19 protein-coding genes and 1 tRNA gene are annotated in these 19,453 nt (G+C 58.3%); 5 read left to right on the forward strand and 15 right to left on the reverse strand.

The window, feature by feature from the left end:
- Window positions 1-19: 19 nt before the first annotated feature.
- The 10 genes from J7394_RS07375 to ttcA form a co-directional block, all read right to left on the reverse strand.
- The gene (locus J7394_RS07375) at window positions 20-517 is read right to left on the reverse strand and encodes a histidine phosphatase family protein (RefSeq protein ID WP_209251973.1); all 498 of its coding nucleotides are present in this window, start codon (window positions 515-517) and stop codon (window positions 20-22) included.
- A complete protein-coding gene (locus tag J7394_RS07380; RefSeq protein ID WP_209251974.1) occupies window positions 514-1,188 on the reverse strand; it encodes a ferredoxin in 675 nt (224 codons plus the stop codon). Before J7394_RS07380 ends, J7394_RS07375 begins: the two co-directional genes overlap by 4 nt.
- 18 nt (window positions 1,189-1,206) lie before the next feature.
- On the reverse strand, window positions 1,207-2,070 hold the full coding sequence (gene argB, locus J7394_RS07385) for an acetylglutamate kinase (protein ID WP_209251975.1): 864 nt from the start codon (window positions 2,068-2,070) through the stop codon (window positions 1,207-1,209).
- Between the two features lie 114 nt (window positions 2,071-2,184).
- Window positions 2,185-3,588 (reverse strand): PepSY domain-containing protein, encoded by a 1,404-nt coding sequence (locus J7394_RS07390; protein WP_209251976.1) that lies wholly within the window; start codon window positions 3,586-3,588, stop codon window positions 2,185-2,187.
- 69 nt (window positions 3,589-3,657) lie between these two features.
- Window positions 3,658-4,026 (reverse strand): DUF2946 domain-containing protein, encoded by a 369-nt coding sequence (locus J7394_RS07395; protein ID WP_247748102.1) that lies wholly within the window; start codon window positions 4,024-4,026, stop codon window positions 3,658-3,660.
- Complete coding sequence (yihA, locus tag J7394_RS07400) at window positions 4,023-4,676, reverse strand: ribosome biogenesis GTP-binding protein YihA/YsxC (RefSeq protein ID WP_170482335.1); 654 nt, start codon at window positions 4,674-4,676, stop codon at window positions 4,023-4,025. Before yihA ends, J7394_RS07395 begins: the two co-directional genes overlap by 4 nt.
- Window positions 4,673-5,410 (reverse strand): MOSC domain-containing protein, encoded by a 738-nt coding sequence (locus J7394_RS07405; protein ID WP_209251977.1) that lies wholly within the window; start codon window positions 5,408-5,410, stop codon window positions 4,673-4,675. The genes yihA and J7394_RS07405 overlap by 4 nt, the downstream gene beginning before the upstream one ends.
- Window positions 5,407-7,236, reverse strand: a complete 1,830-nt coding sequence (gene yidC / locus J7394_RS07410) for a membrane protein insertase YidC (RefSeq protein WP_209251979.1) — start codon at window positions 7,234-7,236, stop codon at window positions 5,407-5,409. Before yidC ends, J7394_RS07405 begins: the two co-directional genes overlap by 4 nt.
- Before the next feature lie 126 nt (window positions 7,237-7,362).
- Complete coding sequence (locus tag J7394_RS07415) at window positions 7,363-8,898, reverse strand: bifunctional diguanylate cyclase/phosphodiesterase (RefSeq protein WP_209251981.1); 1,536 nt, start codon at window positions 8,896-8,898, stop codon at window positions 7,363-7,365.
- Window positions 8,899-8,964: 66 nt separating this feature from the next.
- Complete coding sequence (gene ttcA / locus J7394_RS07420; RefSeq protein ID WP_209251983.1) at window positions 8,965-9,858, reverse strand: tRNA 2-thiocytidine(32) synthetase TtcA; 894 nt, start codon at window positions 9,856-9,858, stop codon at window positions 8,965-8,967.
- A 114-nt stretch (window positions 9,859-9,972) separates the two neighbouring features.
- Between ttcA and J7394_RS07425 the strand changes: the two genes are divergently transcribed.
- Window positions 9,973-10,908: an alpha/beta fold hydrolase gene (locus J7394_RS07425; protein WP_209251985.1), complete on the forward strand. Its 936-nt coding sequence runs from the start codon at window positions 9,973-9,975 to the stop codon at window positions 10,906-10,908.
- Here the strand turns inward: J7394_RS07425 and yidD are convergent.
- Genes yidD through rpmH form a run of 3 tightly spaced genes read right to left on the reverse strand, consistent with a single transcriptional unit; the run spans window position 10,905 to window position 11,724 of the window.
- Entirely contained in the window at window positions 10,905-11,141 is a 237-nt protein-coding gene (gene yidD / locus J7394_RS07430; protein ID WP_209251986.1) for a membrane protein insertion efficiency factor YidD, read from the reverse strand. The two genes, J7394_RS07425 and yidD, sit on opposite strands and share 4 nt — an antisense overlap.
- Window positions 11,138-11,563 carry a ribonuclease P protein component gene (rnpA, locus tag J7394_RS07435; RefSeq protein ID WP_209251987.1) on the reverse strand — a complete coding sequence of 142 codons (426 nt, stop codon included), beginning with the start codon at window positions 11,561-11,563 and terminating at the stop codon, window positions 11,138-11,140. The genes yidD and rnpA overlap by 4 nt, the downstream gene beginning before the upstream one ends.
- Window positions 11,564-11,589: 26 nt before the next feature.
- On the reverse strand, window positions 11,590-11,724 hold the full coding sequence (gene rpmH, locus J7394_RS07440; RefSeq protein WP_005980833.1) for a 50S ribosomal protein L34: 135 nt from the start codon (window positions 11,722-11,724) through the stop codon (window positions 11,590-11,592).
- 296 nt (window positions 11,725-12,020) lie between these two features.
- Here rpmH and J7394_RS07445 point away from each other — a divergent pair, with 296 nt between their 5' ends.
- The 4 genes from J7394_RS07445 to J7394_RS07460 all read left to right on the forward strand — a co-directional run bounded on the left by J7394_RS07445 (window position 12,021) and on the right by J7394_RS07460 (window position 15,718).
- Window positions 12,021-12,752 (forward strand): TVP38/TMEM64 family protein, encoded by a 732-nt coding sequence (locus J7394_RS07445; RefSeq protein ID WP_209251988.1) that lies wholly within the window; start codon window positions 12,021-12,023, stop codon window positions 12,750-12,752.
- Window positions 12,753-12,757: 5 nt separating this feature from the next.
- Entirely contained in the window at window positions 12,758-14,176 is a 1,419-nt protein-coding gene (locus J7394_RS07450) for an NAD(P)/FAD-dependent oxidoreductase (RefSeq protein WP_209251989.1), read from the forward strand.
- 18 nt (window positions 14,177-14,194) lie between these two features.
- Entirely contained in the window at window positions 14,195-15,577 is a 1,383-nt protein-coding gene (locus J7394_RS07455) for a HAMP domain-containing sensor histidine kinase (protein ID WP_247748103.1), read from the forward strand.
- A 64-nt stretch (window positions 15,578-15,641) separates the two neighbouring features.
- Window positions 15,642-15,718: transfer RNA gene (locus J7394_RS07460), tRNA-Arg, on the forward strand.
- A gap of 467 nt (window positions 15,719-16,185) precedes the next feature.
- Here the strand turns inward: J7394_RS07460 and J7394_RS07465 are convergent.
- Both J7394_RS07465 and J7394_RS07470 read right to left on the reverse strand, forming a co-directional pair.
- Window positions 16,186-18,372 (reverse strand): ATP-binding protein, encoded by a 2,187-nt coding sequence (locus J7394_RS07465; RefSeq protein ID WP_209251990.1) that lies wholly within the window; start codon window positions 18,370-18,372, stop codon window positions 16,186-16,188.
- A 91-nt stretch (window positions 18,373-18,463) separates the two neighbouring features.
- A complete protein-coding gene (locus J7394_RS07470; protein ID WP_209251991.1) occupies window positions 18,464-18,949 on the reverse strand; it encodes a hypothetical protein in 486 nt (161 codons plus the stop codon).
- Window positions 18,950-19,453: the final 504 nt, after the last annotated feature.

Raw genomic sequence — 19,453 nt, forward strand, 5'->3', positions numbered from 1 at the left:
GGTTTTGCCCCGCCTTTTTTCATTTCAGAAGCTCGCGCGGGATCGCGAAGCCCAAGACCTTGCCGCTTTGCTTCTGGATGTCGGACCACTTGTCGATCTCAAACTGGATCACCGTTGTGGCGCAGGTCGGGTAGTCATGGAACCGAGCGTGCTCAGGCGCGGTTTCGACAAGCTGAGCTGCGAATTGGGCGATCCCGGGGTTGTGACCTAGCATCATCACGGTTCGGCCCGTTGCCGTCTTCAACTCTGCCAGCATCGCATCTGGCCCCGCCAGATAGAGGTCATAGGCGTAGTAGGCGTTTTCAGCATGCAGGCCCATGTGGTCCCAGGTCTCGCGCGTGCGGACCGAGTTCGAGCTCAGAAGCTCATCCGGGACCCAACCATTTTTCTTGAGCCAAGACCCAATCGCTGGGGCTGAGGCGCGCCCGCGTTTGTTCAGTGGCCTCTCATGATCGCTAAGGTTGGGTTCATCCCAGCTGGACTTGGCATGGCGGGTCAGGATCAGGGTGTGTATCATGACGGATGAAAGGCCCTCATATGATGTGCGGATTGGTCCGGGTCTCGGCCTGCGCGGGCGCTGACCGGGCAGGAGAGGCGCGCGAGGCATCCTCCGGTCATGCAGACCTGCCCCTCGGGCGTGGCTAGGTGAGCGTGGCAGGCCTCGACATTGTAGAAGCTCTGATCATTCAGCGCCCCCACAGGGCAGGTTTGTGTGCAAGGCGCTGCGCATGAGGTGCATGGCGAAGGGGCGGTTGCCAGGGGTATTGGGAATTCGTCGGCGAAATGAAGCGCGCCGCGGAGCGAGATCATCATGCCCATCTGGTCATGTACCAGCGCGCCCACCGGGCTGCTGAAGGTCCGCCCTGATTTCAACGCCCAGTCGATGAACGGCGCGTAGGGAGGGCCGCCAAAGGGGAAATGTGCCTCGGCACCCAAGTCCTGTGCCAATTGCCCAACCACACGGAGGGACCAGCGATCGACCGGGTCCTTGCCCTGCCATTCCGGCGCGGCTTTCAACTGGGGCCAGAACTCGGGCCCTGCGCCCAGTAGGATCAGCGTTCCGCCATCCAGTTGTTTCGCTTGAACCTGACGCGGGTGCAGCGCGCCCATGACAATCAGCCCAACCCGCTGAGCTGCGTGTTCGACACGATCATAACTGTGGCGAGAGGAGGCGGGCTGTTGGGTCATATCTCCTCCGATTTGGCACTAGTCGGGGCGTATCAGCGATCCGGCACCGTGTTCGGTGAACAGCTCCAGCAGGACCGCGTTGGGCGCGCGTCCGTCCAGAATAACCACCGCGCGCACTCCACTATGCAGCGCATCCAGCGCGGTTTCGGTCTTGGGGATCATACCACCGGCAATCGTCCCTTCCAGAGTCATTTCACGGATCTGACCGGCCTTCAGCTCGGTCACCACCTCTCCGGCGGCGTTCTTGACGCCCGACACGTCCGTCAGCAGCAGCAACCGGTCGGCCTTGAGCGCGGATGCGATGGCACCGGCGGCCGTGTCGCCATTGATGTTGAAGGTCTCTCCCTCGGTGCCCGCGCCAAGCGGTGCGATGACCGGGATGACGTCATGCGAGAACAGGTCGTGCAGGACCTTGGGGTCCATCTTCGACGGAGACCCCACAAAGCCCAGTGAAGGATCGGTCTGTTCGCAGGTCATCAGATTGGCGTCCTTGCCTGACAGGCCCACAGCGGTACCGCCCTGACGGTTGATCGCCTGCACGATCCGCTTGTTCACAAGGCCGGAGAGGACCATCTCGACCACTTCGACCGTCGCTTTGTCGGTGACGCGCTTGCCGCCCACAAACTCGGACTGGATGTCCAGCTGTTTGAGCATCGCGTTGATCATCGGTCCACCGCCATGCACAATCACTGGGTTCACACCGACCTGCCGCATCAGCACGACGTCGCGGGCAAAGCTGTCCATCGCCTCGTCGCTGCCCATGGCATGGCCGCCCAGTTTGATGACGACAATCGCGCCATCGTAGCGCTGCAAATAGGGCAACGCGCTGTTCAGGGTTGCGGCGGTGGCGATCCAATCCCGGTTCATGTCTCGTGTCTTCATGGCTGTCAGTCCTCTGATCCACCCTGTTAGGGCGTTTGGACCGGGCTGCCAAGACCATACCGCCGCAAATGCGGCTATGGGGGTCGCGCCGGGTTGGCGCGGCCCCTGTTCAGATCAGCTCATCGCGCGTTTCATCGCGGGAATATTGCTTAGGATCAGCAAGTCGAAGGCCAGTACAACCAGCAACGTCAGCCCTACCAGCGGGAACGCCATAGCTGTGAACAGCCCGATCAGGACCGCCCCTTTCCACATTGGGAGTTCCGCCGGCATCGGAGGCGCCGCCAGACGACGCGCCTTTTGTGGGCGGCGCTTGACCCACATCACCACGCCTGAGTCGCAGACGAAGATGACCGACAGGCAGAACACCACGTTGAGAATGAAGTTCCACGTGCCCATCAACCCCATATGGAATGGGATTCCGACTGCCATGGATTTGCCCATCAGCGAATAGTCCTCATACCGGACATCGGCCAGGATTTTGCCGGTGTACTGGTCGACATGGACAGTTCGGTCGTTCACCGGATCGGTCGAGTCGCTGCTCATGCTGTCGCGGTTGAGTGTCCAGACGCCATCCTCGCCGCCCGGATAGGCCACTCGGAATCGTCCGCTCATCTCTAATGCCGTCCCCAAAGCGACCAGGGCGTCGATATCGATCACAGTCCCTTCTGGCACGCCCTCAATGCCCGCGCCAGAGCCAGAGGCAGGCATGGGTGTTTGCTCTAGCGCCCAGGGGACGTCGTTCTGATGACCGTGGTTCATGCTGGCGTGGGTTTCATCCGACAAGGGTACGTTGTCCCACTTCTCGGCTGGGAAGCTGCTCCAGGGTTGAACGATCATACCGCCCCAGACCCCGGCCCAAGACAGACCTGAGACAAGGAAGACGACCAGCAAGAGCGACATCCAGAAGCCGACCACTGCGTGCAGGGACTTCCACAACGCGCGCCCTCGCGCCTTGAGGTTGGGCACAAATGCCGCCATCGCATTGCTGCGCGGCCACCATAGATAGAGACCGGTGAACACCAGAACGAGGCTCAATCCTGCCGCGATTTCAAGGATGCGGTCCCCAGTGGTACCGATCAGAAGGGTCGAGTGGATATTGTCCGCCAGATCATACCATCCGGCGCGGCGATCCCAGATTTCCAGAACCTGACCTGCGTAGGGGTCAACCGCGACCAAGCGTTGGCCTTCATCGGTTTTGATGCGGAAGACGGTGGCCAGATCCTCGGCCTTGGGGCCGATCCATTCGACGACCTGCCCGGGAACCTCGGCCAAAGCGACTTCGGCCTGTTGCGAGACGGGCAGGGCTTTGCCTTCGACCGTGACGGCGATCTTCTCACCATCGCGCCCGTCAAACTGAGTGATAAACATCATCATCAAACCGGTGACGGCGAGGATGATCAGAAACGGGATTACGAAAATCCCGGCGTAGAAGTGCCACCGCCACGCGGCGAAGTAGAATTTTTGCGCAGCTGTATTCTGCATCGGGGCTGTGCCCGAAGTTTGGCTATCCATTGCCATTTGAAATCTCCATTTACAGACAGCCCTCGCGCGTTGGTACGCGCAGGGTCAAAACAAGGTTTCGCTGTTTCAGGAGAAGCGGGGTGGTCCCCGCGCATCATAGCGGGCGTAAAACCCCGCACTGCGATGGGTAAAATCGGATTGATCCCAACGCGGCTGCATCTGGAAATCTGCCGGAATGATCAACTCAAACCCGGGCAAATTGGCATCCGCAGTGAGCCCCGCAAAAGGGCACATGGAGCGCGTGTCGTGCTCGTCATGGATTGGGTTGTCCGGGTCCAGATCGACCCATTGCTCGACCGTCCCCTCGCCGGTGCAAAGCACCAGTAGGATCTTGCCGTCATTGCCCTGCGCCGGCATCCAGCCCTGCGGAATTGCACTGGTCGTGAGCAGTGCAAGCAGGGTCAGGACACCAAAGACGCGCAGGATCAGGGTCATTCCAGATGGGCGATGATCGAGCGGAGTGTTGGCACCCCATCCCCTTTTTCCGAGGATGTCAGAACGATCTCAGGGTAGGCGGCGGGGTGTTTGGACAGGGCTGTACGAACTTGGTTCAGCACTTTCTCGCGGTCGTTGGCCTTCACTTTGTCGGCCTTGGTCATGACGCATTGAAAGGTCACGGCGCTGGTGTCCAGCAGCTTCATGATTTCGTCATCCACGGGTTTCACCCCGTGGCGCGAGTCGATCAGAACAAAGGCCCGACGCAGGGTTTGCCGCCCGCTGAGATACTGTTTCAGCAGTCGCTGCCATTTCTCAACCACCTTGACTGGAGCATTGGCGTAGCCATAGCCGGGCAGGTCTACCAGATACAGCTCAGGCCCTTGGGTGAAAAAGTTGATCTCTTGCGTGCGGCCGGGTGTGTTTGAGGCGCGCGCCAGACCCTTGGTGCCGGTCAGCGCGTTGATCAGGCTGGACTTGCCCACGTTCGAGCGTCCGGCAAAACAGACCTCAAGCCGGTCGGGGGCGGGCAGGCCGTTCATTGCGACGACGCCTTTGACGAACTCGGATTCACCTGCAAACAGCTTGCGCCCACGCTCCAGCGCGAACGCGTCAGGATCTTCGGCCAGAGGGAAGGGCAGGGCAGTCATAGCAGTTGAACCTTATCGTCGATGCGGATCTCACCGCCTCGGATCACCTCGGCATAAACACCGAAATCCTGATGGCCCCAACTGTTCAGGGCACCAAGGGTATCTGCATCCCGCTCGCCCGTGTCAGGGTTGGCGGTGGTTGCCAGACAGCGCGTTATCCGTTCGCGGACGTGGAACACGGCCCGTCCAATCTGAACGTCACGCCCAAGCCAGTCGAACTCCTCCCACAGGGGCAGGCCATTGAACCAGATATTGCCGCGCCAGCGTATCGGCGACAACTCCTGGCCCAGCTTCTGTTCGACCGCGCGGTGGCTGGCCATGTTGCACAGGCTGATCGAGGGGAAATCACTGTCGGTCATGCCCCGACCGGGCACACGCACGATCCGTGCGGAGGCGGCGCGATCCGCAGGCATCAGTGGTTTGACCCACTCCAAAAACACGTCCTGCTGGGTATCGGGTGCAAAACTCAGATCCGGACGATCAGGGTGGCGCAGGGTCACGCGGTCGCCGTGGGATTCGGCCGAGATCGCCATCAGCTTGGGCGCCTTCGCGCCGCGGCTGAAATTGGTGCAAGGTGCCCATTCCGAGCCGTCGGTTTTGGCAGCCTCATGCGCGACGGCCCAAACACGATCCCCGGGCATGGTTTGCCCGGGGAGTAGAGTGATCTCGGTCAGGGCTTCGCGCCCATGGCTCTTGATCGGGTGCCGCCAGATGGCTGAGACCTGCCCGCTCATTTGCCGTCCGTCTTTGGCGTTTTCTTGAAGCCGGACTTGATGTTGCCGAACACGTCCGGCGTATAGCCTTGGCTGCGCATGATCAGATATTGCTGGGTGAAGGTGATGGTGTTGTTGGCAATCCAGTAAACCACCAGACCGCTGGCAAACCCGCCCAGCATGAACATGAAGACCCACGGCATCCAGGCAAAGATCATCGCCTGCGTCGGATCGGTTGGTGCCGGGTTCAGCTTTTGCTGCAGCCACATCGAGATACCCAGCAGCAGGGGCAGGATCCCGATAAAGATCAGCGCAAGGAAGCTTTCGGGCGCGGGTGCGGCCCAGGGCAACAAGCCAAACAAGTTGTAGATCGAGGTCGGGTCCGGCGCGCTGAGGTCCTGGAACGGACCAAACCACGGGGCCTGACGCAGCTCGATGGTGACGAAAATCACCTTGTACAGCGAGAAGAATATCGGGATTTGCATCAGGATCGGCAAACAGCCTGCGGCGGGATTTACCTTTTCCTTCTTGTACAGCTCCATCATGCCCTGCTGCATCTTCTGGCGGTCGTCGCCTGCGGCTTCTTTCAGGGCCTCCATCTGCGGCTGAAGCTCCTTCATCTTCGCCATCGAGACGTAGGATTTGAACGCCAGCGGGAACAGGATCGCCTTGATGATCAGCGTCAGGCCGATGATGGACCACCCCATGTTGCCGATCAGAAGGTTGATGTTGTGCAGCAGCCAGAAGATCGGTTTCGTCAGGAAGAAGAACCAACCCCAGTCGATGCTGTCGATGAATTTCTGAACGCCCTCGGATTGGTATTCCCGAATGGCTTCCCATTCCTTCGCACCCGCGAACAGGCGGGTGCTGACCTCTTCCGTTGCACCCGGAGCCACGGTCAGGGTCGGAAGTACGGTTTCGGTCTGATAGATTTTACGGCGCGAGTCGTATTTTGCGGCTGCTTTGAAGGCCGATCCGGGCTCGGGGATCAGCGTGGTCATCCAGTAGTGATCGGTGAACCCGATCCAGCCGTCCTCTTTGACCTGATAGACTTCGGCCTGAGCGCGTTCGTTCGGGTCGATGTCGAAGTCGCGGACATCTCCATAGTCGACCTCGGTCAAGGTTCCGTCGGCCATGCCAATCACGCCTTCATGCAGGATGAAGAAGTTCTTGAGCCCCGGCAGATCGCCGCCTTCGCCGATGCCATGGCGGGCCAGAATGCCATAAGGGGCCATGCTGACTTCGGCGCCAGTGGCGTTTTCGACCGATTGGGTCACCGAGAACATGTAGTTTTCGTCCACCGAGACTGTGCGGCGGAAGGTCAGGCCGTTGCCGTTGTCCCACGCTAGTGTGATGGGGGTGTCCACGCCCAATGTCTCGCCCTGCTCAAGGGTCCAAAGGGTGTTGGGGCCGGGTACGTCCGTGCCGCTCACGCCGGATCCGGGGGCCCAACCATAGAGGGCGTAATAGGCCGAGTCCGACCCGACAGGGGCCAGGAGTTCGACGATCGGTGCGTCTTCCTCAAGCGAGACTTTGTAGTCCTTCAGGAACAGCTCATCAATGCGGCCGCCCGACAGCGACAGGCTGCCTTTTAGACGGGGCGTATCAATCGAAACGCGCGGCGCTTGTTCTTCGGGCTGGGCTTCTTCCGCGGTCGCGGTTGCCTCGCCGACCGTTCCGGTGCCGCTTGCGCTGGGCGTTTGAATCTCGGACCCTTCGGTTGCTGCAATCTCGGTCTGTTCCGTTCCGGGCGTGGGTTCCGGCGGAGGGAACAACACGAACCAGACCAGGATCACGAGAAAGCTGAGCGCGGTTGCAAGGATGAGATTCTTGTTCTGATCGTCCATCTGGGACAGCCACCTTGAGCAGTGAAAGACACCCGCAGGGTTCAACAGAGTGCAGGCCCAAAGGTCAAGCGGAATCGGCTGCAAATTCGTCGCGCCGTGGCATTCCGGGGCACTCTTTCACGGAATTCAGCGGGTTTGGCGTCCGATTTTCGGAACCCCGTTCATCTTGCCGTTATGCGCGGCCATCCAGTCCAGCGTCTTTTCGAACGGCATTGGCTTGCCGATACCAAAGCCCTGCACGTGATCACATCCAAGTTGGGCCATCACGGCATGTTCCCCCGGTGTTTCGACTCCTTCCGCCAGCGTCTCGAGATTCAAGCGTTCGGCCATGGTCAGGATGGCGCTGGCCATCTGTTGCTGACTGGGGTCCTGATCGGACTTGGCAACGAATGAGCGGTCGATTTTGATCCGCGTGACATTGAACCGCTTGATCGACGCGATCGAGGCATGCCCGGTGCCGAAATCATCCAGATCGATACAGCACCCCAAAGCCGCAAGGCCCGTGACATTACGGGTGATCACGTCGTCGGGACGGCGGGAAAAGACGGTCTCTAACACTTCGACGGTCAGCCGGTCGGGGGTCAGGTCGAATTGATCAAGCTCCCATTTGAGGCGGTCGATCAAGCCCGGTGCGCGCAGCTCATCCGAGGAGAAGTTGACGCCCATACGCGGCACAATAACGCCCGCCTTGTCCCACGCCCGCATGGCGGTGAAGGCGTGGTGCCGGATGGCCTGACCCAGACGCTCCATCAGGTCGGCTTGCTCGGCAAAGGGCAGGAACACTTGTGGGCTTAGCACGCCTTTTTGCGGATGTTCCCAGCGGGCCAGCGCCTCAAAACCCGTGACGCGGCCAGTATCTGTGGACACCTGTGGTTGGAACCACGGGCGGATATCGCCATGATCCAGTGCCGCCTCGAACTCCTTGCGCAGATTGCTGCGGACCAGTGACCTGCGCCGGGTTTCAGAGGAATAGGCCCGAATCGTCGAAGGCCCACTGCGTTGCGCCTCGGTCAGCGCATCGGTGCTGGCGGCTTTCCAGTCTGCGACCGTATCGTCAGCAATTGTTTTGTTCATGCTGAACCCAATCGAACAGGTCAGGTAGAGGCCGATTCCATTGAGCATGATCGGCTCTTCTACTGCAGACTGGATGCGCCCGGACATCTGAATGCAGGCCTCGAGATCCAGTTGCTGCGACGGATGCAAGCCGATCATCAGGCCGTCATCCCCGACCAACATCGCAATGTCATCGTCGCGGATCATCGACAGAACGCGGCTACAGAACTGCTGGTGGATGTGATCGGCGGCGGCCTGGCCGTGAATATCCACAACCTCGGAAAAGCCGTCGATTGCAATGGCGATGCAGGCTGTGCCAGCTTCTTGCCTTTGCGCGATCTCAAGCTTTTCTGACAGGGCCAGATTGAACTGATCACTCGGCAGCACACCACCGATTGCCTGCCCTGCGCGCGCTTTTGACTGACTGTTCACAATCCCTGCCACCGCGAACATCAACGGCACCCCAAGCGCCACACTGACAAGCGCGCGTTCGCCGCCCAGCCAAAATGCGCCAAGGCTGAGCGCTGGCAGAAAGGCCAGCGCAGATGGACCACTGAGGGCAGAGGTCACAGGACGAAGAAAACGGTCAAATTCAGGAAGGTTCCGCATGTCTATTCCGGGCCTTGGGCATAAAACGCTCAAGGTGAACGGTAGGAAACCAGTCTGAGTCAGACGTTAACGCAACTGCGGAATTTCAGCAGAATTTTCGCCTTTTTTGCTGAAACCCAGGGAAAGCCCTGAAAAGTCGAACAATTTCGGGTCCAGCAAATGGGAGGGGCGGGCGTTGGTCAGCGCGCGGAACATGACCTGACGGCGGCCGGGGCTGTTCTTTTCCCACTGATCGAGAATCTGTTTGACCTGCTGGCGCTGCAAACCGTCCTGACTGCCGCAAAGATCGCAGGGAATGATCGGGTAATTCATCGCTTTGGCGAATTTCTCGCAATCGGCCTCGGCCACATGGGCCAGCGGGCGAAAGACAAACAGGTCGCCTTCCTCATTAACCAGTTTGGGGGGCATTGTTGCCAGACGCCCGCCGTGGAACAGGTTCATGAAGAAGGTTTCCAGAATGTCATCGCGGTGATGACCCAGCACCACGGCCGAGCAACCCTCTTCCCGCGCGATGCGATACAGGTTGCCCCGGCGCAGGCGCGAACACAGGGCGCAATAGGTCCGGCCTTGCGGGACCTTGTCCATCACAACGGAATAGGTGTCCTGATACTCAATCCGGTGAGGAACGCCCATCCGCTCCAGAAACTCGGGCAGGACGGTGGCGGGAAACCCGGGTTGCCCCTGATCCAGATTGCAGGCCAGCAATTCGACTGGCAGCAACCCGCGCCATTTCAGCTCATGGAGAACAGCAAGCAGGGTGTAGCTGTCCTTGCCGCCCGACAGGCAGACCAGCCAGCGTGGCGGCTTGCCGTCCTTGTCATGAGCAGACGGGTCGATCATCCCGTACTGCTCGATCGCCTCACGGGTCTGGCGCACGATGCGTTTGCGCAGCTTCTTGAACTCGGTCGTCGAGGGCGCGCCAGCAAACAGCGGATGGATATCGTCGGCTTCATCAAACATGGGCCGTGATTACAGCGCAGGATGCGCGCGGGCAAGGTGTCGTGAACCCGGGCCAGTTTTTGGGGGAAAGCGCCGCCTGTGCTATGCTCTGCGGATTTACCGACGGAGTTTAATATGGACTATTTCTTTACCGTTCGCGGACGCAGCGGCAATACCTATTCCAACAAACTGGGCAAGGCGCGCTATCTGGCAATACCGTCCAACGTAAAGACACCAGCACGTAAACATGAAATCCGAATCTCTGACTGGCTGGACAAGGTACAGCATGCCGCCGGGGCGACGGATCATGAGAAGGGCCACATCGTCTTTTTCGTGCATGGCTTCAACACCGAGCAGTTCGAGATGCTGGAGCGGCACCGCAAGATCCGCAAAGGGCTTGAGGCCCATGGTTTCAAAGGTGTGATCGTCAGCTTTGACTGGCCAAGCGACGGGTCGGTCTTGGGCTATAGCTCGGACAGGGCCGATGCCCGGCGTTCGGCGGATAAGTTGTTCAATGACGGGATCAGACGCCTGTCCAAAATGCAGACCCCGGATTGCCCCCATAATGTTCACGTTCTGGCGCATTCCATGGGGACGTTTCTGGTGCGCGAGGCCATGGACTATGCCGACGACGACCATGAGATCGCCCAACACAGCTGGACCACAAGCCAGATCGCCTTTGTCGCGGCGGATGTTTCGGCCAAGTCTTTCCGCGAGGGTAGCGCCAAGACCTCATCCCTGATGCGGCGGTGTACGAGGCTGACCTGCTACTACAGCCCGTTTGATGAGGTTCTTTCGATCTCTGAGGTCAAGCGCGTGGGCGTTTCGCGCCGGTTGGGGCGGGTGGGTATGCCCTCGGACCATCCTGAAAAGGCAGTCAACCTGTATTGCGGCAAGTTCTTCAATGACAACCGCACAGATTTCCCGGATGGGCCATCCGCCAGCCACAGCTGGTATTTCGACTCGCCCCGGTTCTACGAGGATTTGCATCACACTCTGCTTGGTAAGTTGGATCGTGAAGTCATCCCGACCCGAAGCTTCACGGACCGAGGGAATCTGGCGCTGGTCTAGTCGTCTTTGGATTTCTCCGGCACCGGGTCATACCCTGTGCCGCCCAATGGGTGGCAGCGCCCGATTCTACGGGCGGCCAGCCACGCGCCCTTGATCGCGCCGTGTTTCTCTAGCGCTTCCAGCGCATAGGCCGAACACGTCGGCTGGTAGCGACAATTGAATCCGACCCAGGGGCTGAATACCAACCGGTAAGCGCGCACGGGCAAGGCGAATATGCGCGCCAGCAGGGTCATTTGCGAGGGGCGTGGATTTTGCGCAGCGCATAGTGCAGATCGTCGAGCATGGCGTCAAACGCCCGCCCGGCGGTGACCTCGGCGCGGCCGATCAGGACATAGTCCCAGCCCTCATGCCCCTGTGTGGGTAGGACTGCGCGGGCGGCTTCGCGCAAACGGCGCCTGGCCCGGTTGCGGGCCACCGCATTGCCGACCTTCTTGGAACAGGTGAACCCGACGCGAATGCCTGCGCCCTCATCCGGGGCACGCTTGCGCGCCTGCACCATCATCGAGGATGTGCCTTGTCGACGCGCCCTTGCCGCTTTCAGAAAGTCGGAGCGATTCTTGAGAACGCTCAGAGGTTTGGGCGCGCAAACGGACGCCGCCGGGGGCTTGACCCTCGGTTGGTTGATACCATCCTCAGGGGCCTCCGGCGGCGTCATGTTCATAACCTGATCGGTGAGGCGGTTTACGCGCTCAGCGATTTGCGGCCGCGTGCACGGCGCGCGTTCAGGATTTTGCGGCCGGCTTTGGTGGCCATGCGCGCGCGGAAACCGTGGCGGCGTTTGCGAACCAGGTTCGAAGGCTGATAGGTGCGTTTCATCGCTCCGTCTCCAATCTATAGCGGTGGGTGCGGCGCGGATTCGCCTGGCCCGAGTGTTCGAAGCCCGTCCTCTACTGCCAAGCGGGGGGTAAGTCAAACCCCAAGGCACGGGTTTTCGCGCCTTTTGCAACAATTCTGTAACCTGGCCGGTCAAAAGATTTCAGAATCCGGTTTATTGCGCCCCGAACCCTCACATTCCCTAACGTAGAGTTCAAGGCCGCGTGAGGGGCCTGTTGCAGGACCACAGGGAAGCGCATGTTAGGGTCAGAATGAAACAACCAAAGCCGGACAGCCAGATGAGCGAAACGACCCAAGCACCGCGCAGCGGGTTTGCGCGGCATATTCCATTGCTTGTGATACTGACCGTTGCCGCGGTGGGGTTCTTCACCCTTGGGGACTACCTGAGTTTCGAAACCCTGCGCGACAATCGCGAGGCCCTGTTGGCCTGGCGGGATGAGTATTACTGGGCTATGGCCGCAGCTTTTGTTGGCATCTATATCGTGATCGTGGCGTTTTCCCTGCCCGGGGCCGCCGTCGCCTCGATGACAGGTGGTTTCCTGTTCGGCCTGTTCGCAGGCACCGCGTTCAACGTGTTCGCGGCAACCATCGGCGCATCCGCTATCTTTCTGGCCGCGCGTTGGGGCTTGGGTGAGTCGCTGACGGCGCGGCTCGAATCCTCGGAAGGGACCATCAAGAAACTCAAGGACGGCCTGCGCGAGAATGAGATTTCGGTCCTGTTCCTGCTGCGTCTTGTGCCCGTGGTTCCGTTCTTTGTGGCCAATCTGGTCCCGGCACTGGTGGGCGTGAAGTTCCGCAACTTCCTGTTCACGACGGCGCTGGGCATCATTCCGGGCGGGATTGTCTACACCTGGATCGGCGTCGGCCTAGGCGGTGTCTTTGATCGCGGGGAGACGCCTGATGTTTCGCTGCTTTGGGAACCTTTTGTTATCGGTCCGATCATAGGCTTGTGCGTATTGGCCGCTCTGCCCATTCTGATCAAAGCCCTGCGCGTGAAAAAGGACGCCTGAATTCCATGAAAGAGCTGAAAACAGATATCCTGGTCATCGGCGCCGGGTCGGGCGGTTTGTCGGTTGCGGCAGGGGCAGCGCAGATGGGGGCCGATGTGATCTTGCTGGAAGGCCACAAGATGGGTGGGGATTGCCTGAACTTTGGCTGTGTCCCCTCCAAGGCCCTGATCGCAAGTGGCAAGATGGCCTATGGGCAGGCCCATTCCGCGCCCTTTGGTGTGGCCGATGTTGTGCCGCAGGTGGACTATGCCGCCGCCAAGGATCACGTGCATGGTGTCATCGCTCAGATCGAGCCGATGGACAGTCAGGAACGGTTCGAGGGCTTCGGCGTCAAGGTGATCCGCAAATTTGGCACCTTCCTGTCTCCGACACAGGTGCAGGCCGGTGAGAACGTTATCACCGCCCGGCGGGTTGTCATCGCCACCGGCTCATCGCCGCTTGTGCCGCCCATCCCGGGGCTGGACTCGGTGCCGTTCTACACGAATGAAACCATCTTTGATCTGAAGGATAAGCCCGACCACCTGTTGATTATTGGCGGCGGCCCCATCGGGATGGAGATGGCGCAGGCCCATATCCGGCTGGGCTGCAAGGTGACCGTGATCGAAGGCGCAAAGGCGCTGGGCAAGGATGACCCCGAAGCTGCAGCCCTTGTTCTCGAAACCCTGCGGGCCGAAGGCGTCGACATTCAGGAACAAGCAATGGTCGCGCAAATCCGAGGCTCGGCTGGCGCGGTCGAGGTTGTCACCCAGAACGGAGACATCTTTGCCGGGACCCATCTTCTGATGGCGGCCGGCCGCAAGGCCAATGTCGAACGCCTGAACCTTGAGGCCGCCGGCATCGATCGCACGCGCACCGGGATCAAGGTCGATGACGCCCTGCGCACGACCAACCGCAAGGTCTTCGCCATTGGTGATGTGGCGGGTGGTCTGCAATTCACCCATGTGGCGGGGTATCACGCGGGCATCATCATTCGCTCGGCCCTGTTTGGTCTGCCGTCAAAGGCCAAGACAGCTCATATCCCCTGGGCCACCTATACGGACCCCGAACTGGCTCAGGTCGGCCTGACCGAGGCGCAGGCCCGTGAACAGCATGGTGACACGATGGAGGTTGCTCGGTTCGACTACCACCACAATGACCGCGCCATATCCGAGCGTAAGACAAAAGGGTTCATAAAGGTGATGGTGGTGAAAGGACGCCCGGTGGGCGCGACAATCGTCGGCCATCAGGCCGGAGAGCTGATCAACTTGTGGTCCCTTGCGCTGGCCAATAACCTCAAGATGGGGCAGATCGCCGCGATGGTTTCGCCCTATCCGACGATCGGAGAGCTTAACAAACGTGTGGCGGGGGCTTATTTCTCGCCAAGGCTGTTTGAGAATCAGACGGTTAAACGCGTGGTCAGGTTCGTGCAACGCTGGATCCCCTGACCGGAAGAGGAGCGCCAATTGAACTCGCTGTCCGGCCGATTTCTGATCCTGACGACGGTCTTCGTGATGTTGGCCGAGGTCTTGATCTTTGTGCCGTCCATCGCGCGTTTCCGGGAAGACTTCCTGCTGAACCGCTTGGAACGCGCGCAGATCGCGTCTTTGGCGCTGCTGGCCGACGATATGCTCGCCGACGATCTTGAGGCCGAGTTGCTGGCAAATGCAGGTGTCTACAACGTTGTCCTGCGGCGCGATGAGGTGCGGCAGCTGATGCTGTCTTCGCCGATCCCGGAACAGATCACCAACACCTATGACCTGCGCGACGCGGGCCCCTGGATTCTGATCCGCGATGCGATGACCCGCATTTTCACCACCGAGAATGAAGTCATCCGCGTGATCGGCGAGCCAGTCAAAGGGGCCGGTCTGCTGATCGAGGTAACCATAGACAGCATGCCCTTGCGCATGGCGATGGTCGACTACGGGCTGCGCATTCTGGGTCTGTCCTTCGTTATTTCGATCATCACGGCCTTCTTCCTGTTCCTTGCGGTGCGCGTCGTGCTGGTGCGTCCGATCAAAAGCGTCGTCGGCTATATGCAACGCTATGCCAGCGCGCCCGAGGATGCGCGGGGCATTATCACTCCCAACTCCAAGGTTACCGAACTGCGTGAGGCGGAGGAGGCCCTGAAGATGTTGCAGACCGACCTGACGCAGGCGCTAAAACAGCGTGAGCGCCTGGCGCAACTGGGTGGTGCGGTGGCCAAGGTCAGCCATGACCTGCGCAATATCCTGACTTCAGCACAGCTGTTTACGGATCGGATCGAGGCGAGCGATGACCCCCTTGTCCGCCGCATGGCCCCCAAGCTGGTCAACTCGATTACACGTGCGGTTTCGCTATGTGAAAGTACCCTTGCCTTTGGCCGCGCGGAAGAGCCAGCGCCGACCCTGACCATGGTGCGCGCCCGCGACATCGCCGAAGATGTTGCCGCAAGCGAACAACTGGCCGTTGCTGATGCCTGCGTCGAAATCGTCAACGAAGTGCCCGAGGATCTGGTTGTGCGCGCCGACCCAGAGCAGCTTTTCCGCGTGATCATGAACCTTGTGCGCAACGCGCGGCAGGCTCTGGTCTCTTCAGGCAAACCCGGGCGCGTCACTGTCACCGGCTGCGCCATGGAGGCCAGCTGGTGCATTGAAATTCGCGATAGCGGCCCCGGCCTGCCGCCCAAAGCCCGCGAGAATCTGTTCACGCCATTCCAAGGCGGCGTGCGCAAGGGCGGCTCGGGCCTTGGACTTGCGATTTCACAGGAACTGGTGCGCGGACATGGCGGGGATCTCGTGCTGAAAGAGACCGGACCCACCGGTACAACCTTTGAAATAAGCCTCCCACGCGGCGATCTAACTTTTTGAAGATTTTTTGCAGAATCGGCTTGCACGTCCCCCGCACCGGGTCTAAACACCGCTTCACCAACGCGGACCGATAGCTCAGCTGGATAGAGTACTTGACTACGAATCAAGGGGTCGGGGGTTCGAATCCTCCTCGGTCCGCCACTTCCCCCTTGTTGGACGTCAGACGAATTTGACCTTTGCGTCACAAACTGACCCAACACCCCCTTTTCGTACTCCCGCAGACTGCTTCGTTTGATCTGAATTTCCTTCTGGAAATCAGGGCTGATTTGCAGATCAGACGGCGAAGCCGCCTGTTCCTGCTAATCTGCCACGTGGCGAACGCGGGAGGGGGCGAGGCAATGCTATTCGACAGGGGTGGTGCGGCCCGCAGGCACAGCCGAGGACACGGCCCTGTCTAATAGGGTTGCCCGAGGGGGAGGGCAGCGCCCTCACCCTGACGGCCAGTGGCGTTTGGCTTGTCCAAATCCCGCTGGCCCACAAAAAGATCGATGGTCGATAAGACGCCTCAGCAAAGAACAGTGTAATTGTTGATTTCCCAGCCCCAATTTGGAAACAACAACAATGAAGACAACAAACCACCTGATATTGGGTGGTTTGTAAAACGAACTTCAGAACTGGGTAATTCGAGGGCCGACTGACAGAGCTTCCTCTGCTGCAGGCTCAGGTTCCTCACTTTGGCGAGAGTTGGATTGGATTGCTAAACTTGCCTCCTGCAAAGCCGGATCGAATTCTCGTTTGAGGACAATCGGTCTTTCTGCTTTTATCGCCTTTCCAAAGGCCAAAAACTCGAACCGCCCAAGGTTTGGAATAAGCCGTGTATGCTGGGCGCTATAAACGCTCTCAAGGAAGTTGAGGCTCGTTTGGTCGATCAAGCTATGGGTCAAAAATGTATTGCACTGTGACAGAATAGTCTTGCTGACTAGTGCAGTGCGCTGGCTGATCACCATAAGTCCAACGCCATATTTTCGGCCTTGCAAAGCAATTTGCCCGATGCGGCTAACTACAAACTGCGTATTTGCGTCAAAACCCGCCCCAAACACCTCGGGGACGATTGTGTGGGCCTCTTCCAAGACGATTAGGATTTGCCTTTCACGACGGTTCCTTTGAGCCCAACGCATAATCGTCGACAAGTACAACTCGGTCAGCCGGAGTGTGGCTTTTGTGTTGGCGATTTCTGCCAACTCGAAAATCCCGAGGTAGGTTTCTTCGGACCTCAGAAACTCATCAACTTGCGCTTCAGCGTGCGCTTTAAGCGCGTCTACGCCCTCCTGCAGAGCTTTCTTTTCTGCTGGTGCACCGTAGCTTCCAGTCTCAACCGCGAATAGTTTTTCCTCCAATTCGGCGGCCTGTGTAGGCGTAGGAGATGGAAAAGCTGGGTCCAATTCCGCGAGCCGCGCCCGATAGTCGCCGGTGAAATCGACGCAAAAGACTTTTGTGCCTCTCGCAACTGCCTGCCGAACTACGTCGAGAGCCAGTTCAGTTTTCCCTGTACCAGTCACACCAAGTACGGCCGTGTGATACTCAACCAGTTCATCAATTCTCGCAACCGCTTGGACATTAGTGGATGGCACCGTACCAATAGGGAATTCGCGGTCGCCCACGACAGGATCGTCAAACTGCCTGCTGCCAGCGGAAAACAGCGGGGTATTCATGGAAGGCAGCCAAGTGTATTTGGTGAAACCGTCGTCGGGCGAATAAACGCCAAGTTGAGATGCCTTTACTATGTGAGTTCCGCGTGGATTTTGATCGAAGTTTTCTTCGTACGTCTCTGCGCCCACGATCTGATAAAAGATGTCTTGACCTTCAACGTGCGCAAAAATCACATCACCTTCATGTAGCCCCGAACGGCTGGAAACTTCAAAATGCAGAGTACCGATTGTTGAATTTTCCACAACGAAGCCGACCAGCTTGCCATCTTTCGCACCGCTGAGGTTCTCCAGGAATTCAACCGTCTTTGCTTCGTCGTGGCTGGCGCAGACGGAGCCCACAGGTAAGGGAACTGGTTCAGCCAAAGTCGCTACGCACAGTCCTGTTCCAACCACGTCAGAACCCTGCGTCTGCGAAAACAATGAGATCACGTAACGCTGCGATCCATCGGGTAGGCTAGCTGTAAACAAGTGGTTCGGTTTCCATGCTCCCACCGAGTTTAGTTTGACGCGGACTATGTCTGGATGATCGACTCTTGCGATAGAGCCAACCGTCGGCTGCTTTTGTAGCTCATCGGCGTCAGACGAAAGTTGTCTAACAGCAGAGAGCAGGCGTTCTATGGGTTTCCCAACCACAATCAGGATCCAATAGAGAATAAGCCAACTCATTTTTTCAAACGAGGCTTGATAGTGCGCGATGATGCTAACAATTGCTGGAGCAGAGAACAGGATTTCGCCTCGCCCAAACACGCTGGTCAGCTTGAACGCAAAATGACCCGTTGGCGACCTTTGATCCTTATCATGTAAAATCAACGCTGTGACGGCCGAAAACACAACCGCACAGGCGAAAAAGACGGTTCCCCATCTCACATGTTCGAGTTGCGCTGAAAACAACTGAACGTTGGTGAGGTCCATCGTTGTAAGCACCAAGATGGCCCCTACAGCGCTGATGATTGCATCCCTTGGCGGGACAAACCAAGGTGCAGATAATAGCGCTAGGAACCAAAGTGAGATCGCACTTATCAGCCAAACAGACTCCAGCCCGCCAGTCGGCAACGTTTGACCAGTCGCCCAGAAAAAAACTACGTACGCAACAAGTGTGTTCAGCAGAAGCGCAAGAAAGCGTTCCTTGATAGATGGAAAAGACAAATCAATTCTCGTTCAATTCTTGGTTGTGGCTAATCCTAGTGCTTATCAGCCGTAGGGGGAAGCGCTGAACATCTTCTGGACTTTTTTGCGTCTAGCGCCAACCACCATTGAATGCCTCATTGGGTTCTCGAAGGCGTCGAGCAAGGGCATCAATCGACGCGGCTGTCTGGCGGATTTCGGGAATACCACTTTCAAGATCATCGAGGTTCATCAGATCAATAGATTGAAACCTCTCATCAACTGAGCGCAGCAATCTGGCTCCTTGAGTACGAAGCGCACTGGTTTCCTGCTCTTCCTTCGTTGGTTCAAATGGATTGGAGCCTATCATTAGGCCCTTACCTAGTTCGTGCTGCCGCCACTTTTCGAGATTCAAATCGCAGTCCGATGCGAGCTTTTGATAGCTCCCTTGGACGTCAGCCAGCGCTGACCGGGCTTGAAGCCTGACGTCCCGCTCATGTGCTTTGTCAGCGGATAGGAATGATTGTCTTGCGACACCCAAAGCCAATATTGCAATACGCACAGCAATTATGCTCGATACCACTGCGATGAGCGTGGCGGTTAGCATAATTGCTTCCATCCAGTTGTTCTGAAACCATGAGATCAAATTAGACACGACGGAACCTTATGTAGATATTCTCATTCAACTGTGTCTACATATGGTGCCACAGATGCCTGATCACAAGCCAAACTCACTACGCATAACGCGACCCTTGCAAAATCCTCGTACCCCTCAGCGCCCAGCGTCCGCCTTGTCAGAAGAGCAAGGCAAAAACGATAGTAGTCGAACAACGTCCGAATTTTCTCTAGCGCAAAGGCTTTGTCAGGTGCACCCAGAGAAAGGCTTCGAACATGTAGCTAAGTTTGGCGGCGGTAAAGCTGTCTATAGAGCTGTACATTCTCGGATTGCGGGGACTTCATAAATTACTGATATATAATAGATTATCTTTATGAAGTGGTGCCGGGGGCAAAATCGAACTACCGGCACGAAGATTCTCAAGGCCAGAACCAATAGATCGAGTGTAGTAAGTCTGCTGTCAATGGCAGCTTTCCAAAATCTCTCGACAAGGTTTCGCGCTTGCTG

Origin of the sequence: Ruegeria sp. R13_0 (assembly GCF_017743995.1) — a bacterium.
In the GTDB taxonomy this organism is placed as follows: domain Bacteria; phylum Pseudomonadota; class Alphaproteobacteria; order Rhodobacterales; family Rhodobacteraceae; genus Ruegeria.